Origin of the sequence: Sphingorhabdus sp., from assembly GCF_046292425.1 — a bacterium.
Lineage (GTDB): Bacteria > Pseudomonadota > Alphaproteobacteria > Sphingomonadales > Sphingomonadaceae > Sphingorhabdus_B.
Map to the genome: position 1 here is coordinate 1 of NZ_JBKBQV010000081.1, position 9,650 is coordinate 9,650.

Annotated in this window: 9 protein-coding genes; 5 read left to right on the forward strand and 4 right to left on the reverse strand. The window is 50.0% G+C overall.

The window, feature by feature from the left end; all coding sequences use genetic code 11:
• Positions 1 to 115: 115 nt before the first annotated feature.
• The 3 genes from ACK4S7_RS12670 (at position 116) to ACK4S7_RS12680 (ending at position 1,941) form a co-directional block, all read left to right on the forward strand.
• Positions 116 to 319, forward strand: a complete 204-nt coding sequence (locus tag ACK4S7_RS12670) for a hypothetical protein (protein ID WP_409647480.1) — start codon at positions 116 to 118, stop codon at positions 317 to 319.
• A 118-nt stretch (positions 320 to 437) separates the two neighbouring features.
• Complete coding sequence (locus tag ACK4S7_RS12675; RefSeq protein WP_409647483.1) at positions 438 to 716, forward strand: hypothetical protein; 279 nt, start codon at positions 438 to 440, stop codon at positions 714 to 716.
• Positions 717 to 999: 283 nt separating this feature from the next.
• The gene (locus tag ACK4S7_RS12680) at positions 1,000 to 1,941 is read left to right on the forward strand and encodes a PAS domain-containing protein (RefSeq protein WP_409647499.1); all 942 of its coding nucleotides are present in this window, start codon (positions 1,000 to 1,002) and stop codon (positions 1,939 to 1,941) included.
• 219 nt (positions 1,942 to 2,160) lie between these two features.
• Here the strand turns inward: ACK4S7_RS12680 and ACK4S7_RS12685 are convergent, their stop codons facing one another.
• Both ACK4S7_RS12685 and ACK4S7_RS12690 read right to left on the reverse strand, forming a co-directional pair.
• Complete coding sequence (locus tag ACK4S7_RS12685; protein WP_409647486.1) at positions 2,161 to 2,388, reverse strand: hypothetical protein; 228 nt, start codon at positions 2,386 to 2,388, stop codon at positions 2,161 to 2,163.
• A 1,952-nt stretch (positions 2,389 to 4,340) separates the two neighbouring features.
• Positions 4,341 to 4,520, reverse strand: a complete 180-nt coding sequence (locus tag ACK4S7_RS12690; RefSeq protein WP_409647502.1) for a diguanylate cyclase domain-containing protein — start codon at positions 4,518 to 4,520, stop codon at positions 4,341 to 4,343.
• Positions 4,521 to 5,395: 875 nt separating this feature from the next.
• Between ACK4S7_RS12690 and ACK4S7_RS12695 the strand changes: the two genes are divergently transcribed.
• The gene (locus ACK4S7_RS12695) at positions 5,396 to 5,605 is read left to right on the forward strand and encodes a hypothetical protein (protein WP_409647489.1); all 210 of its coding nucleotides are present in this window, start codon (positions 5,396 to 5,398) and stop codon (positions 5,603 to 5,605) included.
• Positions 5,606 to 5,619: 14 nt separating this feature from the next.
• Here the strand turns inward: ACK4S7_RS12695 and ACK4S7_RS12700 are convergent, their stop codons facing one another.
• Positions 5,620 to 7,440 (reverse strand): ATP-binding protein, encoded by a 1,821-nt coding sequence (locus tag ACK4S7_RS12700; protein ID WP_409647491.1) that lies wholly within the window; start codon positions 7,438 to 7,440, stop codon positions 5,620 to 5,622.
• Complete coding sequence (locus tag ACK4S7_RS12705; RefSeq protein ID WP_409647494.1) at positions 7,437 to 7,961, reverse strand: YfiR family protein; 525 nt, start codon at positions 7,959 to 7,961, stop codon at positions 7,437 to 7,439. The genes ACK4S7_RS12700 and ACK4S7_RS12705 overlap by 4 nt, the downstream gene beginning before the upstream one ends.
• A gap of 471 nt (positions 7,962 to 8,432) precedes the next feature.
• On the opposite strand from ACK4S7_RS12705, the gene ACK4S7_RS12710 reads away from it, so the two are divergent.
• A partial coding sequence (locus tag ACK4S7_RS12710; protein WP_409647496.1) for a TonB-dependent receptor plug domain-containing protein occupies positions 8,433 to 9,650 on the forward strand: 1,218 nt, incomplete at its 3' end.

A 9,650-nucleotide genomic window follows, 5' to 3' on the forward strand; every position in this document is an offset into this window, starting at 1 on the left:
TGACCGATTTGATTATAAGGACGACCGGACACCCGGCGAACTGTCGCATCGATACTGCCATTTCAACCGTCAACGTTAAGATGTGCGAAAATCATGGGACAGCGATGAGCCCTGGATGGACACTCCAGACTTGCAAGGCTTTGCCGATGGCAATGGTGTGCATATCGAGCCAATCAGGATCGCGGCTATGTTCAATTATCCGATCGAGGGACGGATGCTATCCGATCATGATGCGCTAAGTGTTACCTATCGAATAAGCTGGAGAGCCACGCGGAGAACGGACGTCCTGCTGCCGGACCAAAAACGGCCGTCAAACTAAATCCGAAATGTAGCGACGTGTAAATTCTCAAGCCCAAAGCAGAACCCGCAGCAGACCCACGCTACTTGCTTGTTTATGTGCTCGCATGAGAATTCAAAATCGCAAGAACGGTTAAGTTATGGTGCAGGCAGCATGGAGCCCGGCAGAGTATGCTGGCATCACCGCGTGGGCCCTTAAGCACGGTCCTGATTTTTTCATAAGCTCAAAAAATATCGCCGCGTTGCCCGGTAAAAAAATTCTTCACCACACTTTCCGCAGAGGCCTTCGTAACCCAGGTATTTTGGTCTCATCTCGGTTTGTTGGTGAATACGGTGAGCCAAAACAATTTTTTAATCGTAGCCTTAGATCGGTGCCAATGGTGCTGACTGAATACAATGCTCTTGCAAGGCGAACGTGAAATGGCGCTATGTCTAACGAGAGTGGATGGCATGCCGAGCATGTTAGGACGAGGGTAATTCCATGGTCGGAAAGTTAACCTGAACAGCAATGTCAAGACGAGTATTTCATTTTTGCCAAGTAGCCCAAACGAGGAACTAAGGTCAGAGCGGGCTGTTGCTTTAATAGTTAATGCGAGAGCCCCCATGTTTGAGTCAAACAATTTTCCAAATTTTCGGGGCGACGATCCGGCCGCTGCTCGAGACTTTCACACATTGGACCGACGCGAAATTGCGTTGGTTGCAATGGAAAGAACGCGAACGCCTATGATTGTGACGGACGCACGTAAGCCCGATGACCCAAATATTTTAGCCAATCAGGCTTTCATGGACCTCACCGGCTATAGTTCTGAGGAAATTATCGGCCGAAACTGCCGTTTTTTACAAGGTGAGAAAACTTCGAGGAATGATGTCGCGGAAATAAAGAAAGCCTTATCCCGTGGGGATGATCGCATCGAAATCCAGCTATTAAACTACCGCAAGGATGGCACGCCATTTCTCAACGCTCTTTTGATCAGTGCGATCCGGGGTGACGACGGTAAAGTTCTATACCACTTCGCGTCTCAAGAAGACGTTACAGCGCAACACAGGGCCAAAGAGTTAGAAGCCAGCGAGCGCCGGCTGCTGATGGAGGTAGATCATCGCACTTTGAATGCCATAACCCTGATCCAAAGTATCGTCCGTTTGTCCCGAGCCGAAGACGTTGAACGCCTTTCCCAATCAATTAGCGGTCGCATCCAAGCGCTCAGCCTTACGCATCGTCTATTGGCGGAGCGGCGCTGGCAATCTGTGAGCTTGACTGAACTGATAGAACAGCAATTAGCGGCGCACGAGGTCGCGGACAGAATAGCAGGTTATGAAAGCGCTGCTGAGTTAGCGCCGGAAATTGTACAGCCGCTTGGTTTGGTTATCCACGAACTAACGGCAAATGCGCGTATTCATGGGGTTTTGGCAGCAGATGTTGGGGTAATTGAGTTAACGTGCGCGATAGAAGATAAAGCACTCGTCGTTCATTGGCGTGAGCCTACCCGTTCTATTGATCCCTCCAGACTGAAAGAGGGATTTGGTCTGCAGATGGTTCATACAGTGGTTGAACATCAACTCGGGGGACAATGCAACTTCCATATTTCTGACGACCTGCTTGAAGTTACCGTTGTCGTTCCACGCGCGTTTGTGCAGGCTGGATAATGACGGACAAGCGTGGTCGTGACTAGCAAGACGATATTGCACACCGTTACCCAACCAAATAACATATGGCGCAGTTTTCGGCGGCCACTGTTACGAACAATTTCTGAGATCGCACCCAACAACGAACAGCGACCGATCGTGGACGGCGGTCGGCTTCGCTTGTCGACCGTTCTTGAAATTTAAAGTGGCTGCTTAGCTGTCACATTCATTATAGATTATTTAACCACGGCTCTTACCAGATATCCTATTTTGCATGTGGCCAACCTTCAACTCGGTAAGATTAGCAGCTTTCATAGCTGCCATAAGCTGGCGTCTCGTAAATGCTCCATCCAAATGCTCTAAAACGTTGTCGAAGCCTTCTTTACGAAGCTCTCGCTCTATTTCAATAATCGTTTGGTAATCACCGCTTTTAGCCAACTCCAATGCTCGCTCAACTGCACTGATCATGCCACCAACCTCCTTGCTGCACCAACAACGAATGCTCGGGGCTGATTAGAACGCGTGATTTTATTCTGGTCCAATCCACGCAAGCCTCACACCAACAGTCTTCGAAGCCATTTGTCCACATGCAACAGCAAACTCAGTTACAGAGTCTCATCGTCAAAAGAGCAGAGTTTCGGGGTGCTGATAACAAAAGGATGTAAAACTAATGCTGACATGATATCTTGCGCGTTCAATGCAAAAATAAAGTGCGTTTAATATGTGCGCTGCGAATAGCCATCTTGTATTTCGCGCTGTACACCTGCGCGCTACGCAGCACGGGTTTTTACCCTGTAACGAGCATCTTGCTTGGTTGCGACCCATCCATAAGCCACTGATTTATTGTTACAGCAAAACGTTTTACGCTTTAGAAGGGCGTGATCAGCAAAAGATTCAGTGGGAGTTGGAGCAAGCCGCCGCATTGCACCAGCGGTTATCCGGCGTTCTCGTGGTACGACTGGTGTAAACTGGATGTGTACTACCTCACGTATACGTGGCATGGAACTGCGCATTGTCGTTACGATAATGGCAATTGATGCAAACAATGCGATTATGAACAAAAACGAGGCGAGGATAGTCATGACAAAGGTCCGGCATAAGAACTAGCCTGTGGATAACTTTTCTATCGAAAAAAGGTTCAGTACGGCGTTCAATTATGTGGCTCAAGGCATTCAGATGCTTGGGCGAACGATAGTTCAACGCATTCTTGATTTACACCCCGACTAGTTCGGTTATTCCAATTAGACTGTTGACTGCACAAGATGCACCAATTGAAGTTGACGCAAAGTAGGTGCTTCACTTCTTTACTAGCAGGGCGTGGCGCTACAAGGTGCTATGCTATTTTCAACAGCCCGTCACTAAATCTCACTATTTGTGAAGGCCTCGTGCAGGTTTACCTGCAACATTTGGGACGGCTTTTGGACAATAGCCGCCCCTTCCACTGGGCGACAGCGGCAATGGCTAACAGACCTTACCCGGAATTGATCCAACGGTCATGCCTATTCGTAACCCACCGTCATAAAAACGCGTGCGAGTTATTACCCGGGGGTCATCGCAATAAGCGGAGCGGCTTGCTGCGTCAGCTGGTCGCCCCATCCATTGCGGGGGAGTAAAGCAATGGACATGACACTAGGGTGTTTCGACCCAACATATCATAACGAAACATCATGCCAATACTCACCGATAACAAAAGATGACACGCCCTATTGTCGGATGCTAAATTACAACATTAATATGACCATTCGATTCCGCTTTTAGATTTTGCGCTCGACCGTTTGCGCTTGCTCACTGTTTTAGAGATAACCGAATGTTCTCCAGTTCCGCATCAGCCGTTTGTTGCATGCGGTCCTTATCTCTCTGAACTTTCATCTGATAAATTGACGCCACAACGCTTGCTGCAATGACTGTGGTTAACGCGGATCAGGTAGCGTCAAACTACAATACAACCTAGATAAGCAAGGTCGTCGCCAACAGCAGACATATTACTATGCACTTCTTCAGTCCTATTGTGTGTCGCCCCTAAACCCATGACACGGTACATAAGGTAATTATTCAGATAATTTAACGTTATGTCGACCTATTATCACCTGTATTATCCCACAGGTCGTGCACGTAAGGCACGGCGAACGGGGGCGAACCCTGAGGAACTGACGCTGTGTTACCCCAGGCGGCCTTTCAGTGTTGAAGTCTCGCTAGACTACACAAAATTTGGCCCATTAACATTATGGGTTTCCTACACAGAATCCATCAGCTTAATTTGCATGCATGGACAACGAACTTCACAAATTAAGTTACATTATGCGGCTGTTCTTGCTTTCAGGGGCATGCGTGCATGGGGCTTTAGGTGGAATGATGGCGCTGTCAATCAACGCAGCGGGTAGACAATTACGCGATTCTGGCGCATCTCGCTTTTTGACTGGTTATTTGAGTTTCTCAGGAACGGCCCCGGCAATGAAAAGAACGAATTCGTCGCCGCCGATGCGCGCAACATGGCCACGATAGGCTGATACGTGAGCTATGAGCCAATTTGTCACCTGTATTATCAGTGCATCGCCCGCTGCATCGCCGAGCGTATCGTTGACCGATTTGAACCTGGCCAGATCTGGAAAAGCACGGCAGGACGTCGCCTTCCGCTGCTTCTAGAAAGGGCCTGCGCCAATTGCTTGTCGAACTTGATGCGGTTTGGGAGGGCCCTCAGCGAGTCATGACGCGCAATATGCGCGATACGGGCACCTGCAGCGCGCCCCTGAGTAATGTCACGCACAACGTCCACACATCCGATAAAGTTGTCGTTAGCGTCAAGCAAGAGCCGAGGAGAAGTTTCAATCCACAGTGGCTACTCGTCGGGTTTTAGCACCCGATATTCGGTAGAGCCTTCGCGCACCTGGCAGCGCTCGGCATGCTTCGCTATCAGCAACGAAGCGGAATGCTCGATCCGACACAACGAGCCGGTTTATATCGACTAACTCGGTAACATCATTCATCGTCCCGATTAGCCAGGTCTCCCCATAGCTTTTAGGAGGCTGTTAGACCGCCTTAACGATGACATGACGAATTTTCTCTGCTCGTTCTCACAACGCGCTCCTGCCAGCTATTGGGGCCGCCTGTTTTTAATATATGCGCCCATTGCCGAGCGACAAAGTTCGCATCATGGGGGTGGGAAAATTTGAAGATGGTTTCGTTGTCTGCAGCCTCGGACTCTCGAGGAAGTCCACAGATGTCGAACATTCTATCTCTCCATATAACCGTCCAGCGGTTTTTTAAGTAGCGCCGCCCAAGCGCTAAGTCCCAAACTGGCCAGGGCATCACCAACAAGAAGCGAGATCGGACATCTGCATCCGTCGAATGCTGCGACGATGATCTTTAACGATCGGAAAAACCGCAGATAGGTAGTTATACGGTAGCGGGAGAGTTCTGAAGGGTGGTTACAAAACTGGACGACGACATACCTCATCGTCTTTGGTTGTGAGGTGGGTTGAATGCAACAGCTCGAAAAGCCCGAAGTAGAAAGCGCACGCGTGGCGACACTTCTTCACCGGTTAGAGATAGCGACTACAACATTAATGAAAAAAACGACAGGCAGGTTGAAAAGGTCAAAGATTTTGGCACCTCGCTGACGGACGCTGGTGATGAAGACAGCGATGAAGCTAAGCATCTGGGCATTGTTCCGTTGTTCAGATTTTAACTGCAATCAACCTATCATCGATCAGGTTTCCTTCCGTCCAGCCCCTCGCGCAATTTGCGTGCCAGTTGCTCAATAGTAAAAGGCTTCGATAGGAAAGCTATCCCGTGATCGACTATGCCATTATGGATAATAGCATTGCGAGTATACCCGGTCGTATATAGCACAGGCAGATCGGGAACAATTTCCCGCATTTTGTCGGCCAACTGCCGCCCATTCATCTCGGGCATGACGATATCTGTAAACAACAGAGATATGTCACGATGTTGTGCCAGAATGACCAATGCTTCATTGCCATTTGCAGCTTGCAGCACGGTGTAGCCAAGTTCGCGCAGATTTTCAGCTGACATTTGCCGCACTTGAAATTCGTCCTCGACCAAGAGGATAATTTCGTCGGCCGAGCCACGTGGAACTGAGTTAATGATCGGATCAACCGACGCCGTTGTTTCAGTTCCGTGGTAACGGGGTAGATAGATCTTGATGGTGGTTCCTTGGCCGATTTCGGAATAAATGGCGACGTGGCCCCCAGTTTGGCGGACAAAACCATGTACCTGAGCCAACCCCAGGCCGGTGCCTTTACCGACGTCCTTTGTTGTAAAAAACGGTTCGAAAGCTCGCTCGATTATCTCACGTGACATTCCCGGCCCAGTATCGGTGATTGCGACGACGACATATTGACCAGCCGTCACGTCATCGTGACGGCTGGCATAGGCATCATCCAAATGCCCATTTTGGGTCTCAATCGTCAGTCGGCCATACCCCCCCATTGCATCGCGTGCGTTGACGCAGAGATTAAGCACAGCATTTTCAAGTTGTCCGGGGTCAGCGCTCGTTCGCCACAACCCGCCAGATAGCACGGTTTCGATCAAAATACCTTCGCCAAGAGTTCGGCGGAGCAGTTCGGACATTTTCGATACTAATTGATTGGCCTCGATGATTTGCGGCTGAAGAGGCTGTTGACGCGCAAAAGCTAGCAGACGGCGGGTTAGGTCAGCAGCTCGATTTGCTCCTTCCCGTGCCTGGCTAGCTGCCCACAAGACCCTATCGTTATCACCAATCCGCCGCTCAATCATATCGAGCCCTCCGATAACGATTGCGAGCATATTGTTGAAATCGTGAGCAATACCGCCGGTTAGCTGGCCAATAGACTCCATCTTCTGTGCCTGACGCAATTTGGCCTCAGCCACCTCGCGGTTATCCACCTCTGCTCGAAGTTCAGCATTTGCTTTCGCAAGGTCGCTATTTGCATGACGGAGCGACCTTTGCACCATAGCGAGTATCAGAACGATGAGCGATGCAGCGACCGCAAAAGCACCGATTAACGCGAAACGGGTGAACCGCCGGAAAAACGGAATGGCATCGCTGGAGAGGTATACAGTTCCTATCCTAGAGCCATCTCCGTTAATTGGCGCATAGGTTTGGATTGAAGCGTCAGCTTCCTCGGTCACAGGAAGATTTTTTGGTAATATTTCGCCCGACCTCGCAAAACCGCCCAGTAGTCTACCCGTTGCGTCATATACTGCTGCCACGCGGGCATTTGGATCAGCCTGAAACGCTCTGGCAGAGTCCTTGATCGCTCCGGGATCACCGAAATCGACAGCTGCGGTAACGCTCTCCGCTAGTATTCGCGCTCTAACTTGAGCGCGTTCCGCTCGTTCAACCTGATAAGCGTAGTCAGACTGCACGACCGTCACCAGTCCCAGCAACAGCACCGCAATTGCCAGCAAACTTACTATAATTTGAGACAGCTCGAATCGACGAGGAGTGCGTGTAGTCATGGAAAATGGTTTAGGGTCGCCGGGATTAAAAGGTGTTTCTTGAACGCTACCGGCCGTCATGTCGTGCCCTCCCTCCGAACCTTACGCGCAAGTGCTAAAAGCTTTGAACTGATACTAATATTGCTTTGGGAGGCGGCGACTGTATCCACATCGAATTTCACACGCCCGCCGACAAGTTGAAAATGGATTATGGCAGCTACGCTCGACTGGCGGGAATCGGACACCGTCACGACGGGGCGTCCCCCTAGCGCCAAACGAGCTAACGAGACCTCACGGGATGATCCCCCGAGGTAAGCGAGATGACACGCGACTGCTTGAGTGGGCGACGTTACCCGCCGTACAACGACAGGGCGGCCACCGGTTTCCCGCCCCATTGCCGCTCGATCCAATACCGCACCAAACGGGTCGGGGCCAACGACGCAAATGTTAATGGCCGCATCGGCTGGTAGTGCATTGTCCGACCAGACGATATAGGAAGCGAACTTAACAAGGAAAGTGGCCTTTACCGCCTTTTCGGCGGCCGACGGGTCGGTGGCAACCGCCGCCAGTGCGGCGGAGCTGATGAAGAGTGCGCTCAGCAAAACCTGCCAAGATGTCAATATGTTCAGGGTTGCCACCGCAGACCTGCCAAGACTCGACGCGCAATCTGGTTGCTGCCGGACCAAACATATTCGCAATGGGAATCGTGGAAAGCTGGAGCAGGGAGAAGCTGTTGTACGTCTATAAGGGCGTCAGGATAATGCATAATTGTTTCCCCATCCGCTGCTGTTGGATCTTCGACTAATTCAACCTAATCTTTTGCCGACACTTTGTTTAATTGAACACTGCATCACATCAACATATTTTCGATACAATCGATTGCTGGAAATTATTTTAGAATCAAGATCCTTTTACTCCATATACTTACATCAAAATTATTGCTTCTACTGTGGTACGCTCATAATTGGATTGATGAAAAAGCCCGTAATCCGTCACGGCAATCAAATTTGCGGCTCTTTTTGATCACGACAATTTCGATTACGTGGAACGTGAATGCAAGTCGGAGGCATTGGGTGTCATTAAATGGTATATTTCGTTGGCTTGCTCTCCCAGCTTTTTCCCTGCTGGCGGCACCTGCATTGGCTGACGACAAAAAGAGGTCCGATGATTTTGGAATCGAGGAGCTTGCTAATTTATCAATCGAGGAACTGACTAAAATTGAGGTTTTTTCAGCATCAAAACGTGCAGAGCCTCTCGCTACGGCTCCAGCGGCACTTTATGTCATTACAGAAGAAGACATCCGACGCAGTCCCGCTACTTCACTCCCGCAATTACTGCGTGAGGCACCCAACCTAGATGTTCAGCGGATTAATGCCCGGCAATTTGCTATAAGTGCGCGGGGGTTTAACGGCTTTGAAACTGCTAACAAACTTCTTGCACGTATCGACGGACGAAGCATCTACTCCACGCTTGCGGCGCAGGTCTTTTGGGAACTACATAATCCTCTGCTTGATGACCTTCAACAAATCGAAGTCGTAAGTGGACCAGGTGGAACGCTGTATGGTCCGAACGCTGTAAATGGCGTTATCAATATCAGCACAAAGAGCGCGCTAGAAACGACCGGCGGACTGGCCCGCGCCACGGTCGCGTCAAATGAGCAAACTGCTGGTCTGCGCTACGGCGTTGACATTGGGAACGGTGCTGCGGTCCGGGTTTATGCGAATTATTTCAACCGCTCCGGGCTGCCCGGCGGCGCGTCTGGTGATGCCAAAGATGATTTTAGGGGAGCGCAAGCGGGCTTCCGTATGGACGCAGGCGGCCTGCAAGATCAGTTCACTTTCCAAGGTGACATCTTTGATACCGATACCAAGCTTGTCAAAGAAGACGGAGAAAAAGGTAGAAACTTATTAGGCCGGTGGACAAGAAGCCTTGGAGATCAATCAAGTATCTCATTTCAGGGTTATTATGATTTTTTCCGACGAGATTATATTTTGGTCCGGGATCAGTTAGAAACGTTTGATGGTGAGGTGCAGTTTAACACTGCTTTAGGAGCCCATCGGTTGGTCACAGGTGTTGGTGCACGCACCACCAAAGACCTTTTTATCAATAACCTTAATCCCTTCCGACTAACACCCGACAGTGCACGGCTTTGGATCGTGAATGGGTTTGTGCAAGACACCTTTGCAGTAAATTCTCTGGTCGATTTTACAGCGGGAGTTAAGTTCGAGCATTCAACTTTTGCAGGGCTTGAAATCTTACCCAACGTGCGCGTCGGTTGGCGGCCAACCGAC